This is a genomic window from Streptomyces sp. NPDC006510, assembly GCF_040611955.1.
Lineage (GTDB): Bacteria > Actinomycetota > Actinomycetes > Streptomycetales > Streptomycetaceae > Streptomyces.
Genome location: NZ_JBEXPH010000449.1, coordinates 1 through 1600, shown reverse-complemented (window position 1 = coordinate 1600; position 1600 = coordinate 1). Strand labels below are relative to the sequence as shown.

3 protein-coding genes are annotated in these 1600 nt (G+C 72.3%); all 3 read right to left on the bottom strand.

Features of this window, described 5'->3' with window-relative positions; translation table 11 throughout:
• A partial coding sequence (locus ABZY11_RS44395; RefSeq protein ID WP_356484602.1) for a reverse transcriptase-like protein occupies positions 1-552 on the bottom strand: 552 nt, incomplete at its 3' end.
• Positions 552-1295 (bottom strand): C4-type zinc ribbon domain-containing protein, encoded by a 744-nt coding sequence (locus tag ABZY11_RS44390; protein ID WP_356484603.1) that lies wholly within the window; start codon positions 1293-1295, stop codon positions 552-554. The genes ABZY11_RS44395 and ABZY11_RS44390, both read right to left, overlap by 1 nt.
• A partial coding sequence (locus tag ABZY11_RS44385) for a Nif3-like dinuclear metal center hexameric protein (protein ID WP_356484601.1) occupies positions 1292-1600 on the bottom strand: 309 nt, incomplete at its 5' end. The genes ABZY11_RS44385 and ABZY11_RS44390, both read right to left, overlap by 4 nt.

Sequence of the window (1600 nt, the reverse complement as noted above, 5' to 3'; positions counted from 1 at the left end):
GGCCGCGCCCGCCGCCGCGTCACCGGGCGGGCCGGAGACCGGGGGCAGGCCGGCGGTGGTCGAGGGCCGGGGGGTGTCGAGGGCGGCCGTCGACGCGGACGGCTCCCACTGCTTGCCTCGCTTGCCCGCGTCCATCGCCTCGTTGGCGAGCCGGTCGGCGTGCTTGTTCTTCTCGCGCGGGATCCACTCGTACGTGACGGCGGAGGCCGGCAGGATCCTGGCGGCCTCCGCCGCGAGCGGCTTCATGTCGGGGTGCTTGATCTTCCAGCGGCCCGACATCTGTTCCACGACCAGCTTGGAGTCCATCCGGACCCGCACCTGGACCGCGCCGTCCGCCGAGGCGTCCGGTACCAGCGCCTTCGCCGCCTTCAGGCCCGCGATGAGGCCCTTGTACTCGGCGACGTTGTTCGTCGCGACGCCGATGTACTCGGCGGCCTCGGCGAGGGTCTCGCCCGTCACCGCGTCGATGACGACCGCTCCGTAACCGGCGGGCCCGGGGTTGCCCCGTGACCCGCCGTCGGCCTCGATGACGAACTGGCGCGGCTGGGTCATTACAGGCCCGACTCCGCCGTACGGACCAGGATGCGGCGGCAGTTCTCACAGCGCAGGACGGTGTCCGGGGAGGCCGCCTTCACGTCGTTGACCTCGGTGATGTTCAGTTCGAGGCGGCAGCCCTCGCAGCGGCGCTGGTAGAGGCGGGCGGCGCCGACCCCACCCTGCTGGACGCGGAGCTTGTCGTACAGCTTCAGCAGGTCCGCGGGGACGGAACCGGCGACGAGCTCGCGCTCCTTGGTGACGGTCGCGGCCTCCTCGTCGAGCTCCTTGGTCGCGGCGTCGCGGCGGGCGGTCGCGTCGTCGGTCCTGGCCTGGACGGCGGAGACCCGGTCGGACAGTTCGGTGACGCGCTCCTGGGCGGACTCGCGGCGCTCCATCACCTCGAGGACGACGTCCTCCAGGTCGCCCTGGCGCTTGGCCAGCGAGGCGATCTCGCGCTGAAGGCTCTCCAGGTCCTTCGGCGAGGTGACCGCGCCGGAGTCGAGGCGCTGCTGGTCGCGGGCGGCGCGCTGACGCACCTGGTCGACGTCCTGCTCCGCCTTGGTCTGCTCGCGGGCGGTGTCGCTCTCCTCGGTCTGCGAGGCGACCAGCAGGTCACGCAGTTGCGCGAGGTCGCTGGTGAGCGACTCGATCTCGGCGTGCTCGGGCAGCGACTTGCGCCGGTGCGCGAGCTGCGACAGGCGTACGTCGAGGGCCTGGACGTCGAGAAGTCGGATCTGGTCGGCGGGCGCGGCGTTCAGTTGGGGGCTCCAGAAGAGTGGTGGGTGGTGGTGGTCCAGGGGTCGGTGACCTGCTTCGAGACATGGACCCGCAGGTCCCATCCCTGGCGGTCGGAAATCGCGTCGAGCTGCGCCGCGGCCTGTTCGCACCAGGGCCATTCGGTGGCCCAGTGGGCGGCGTCGATCAGGCCGAGCGGGGAGTGCTGGACGGCTTCGGAAGCCGGGTGGTGGCGCAGGTCGGCGGTGAGGAAGGCGTCGACGCCCGCGGCGCGCACCGCGTCGAAGAGGCTGTCGCCGGAGCCGCCGCTGACCGCGACGGTGCGCAC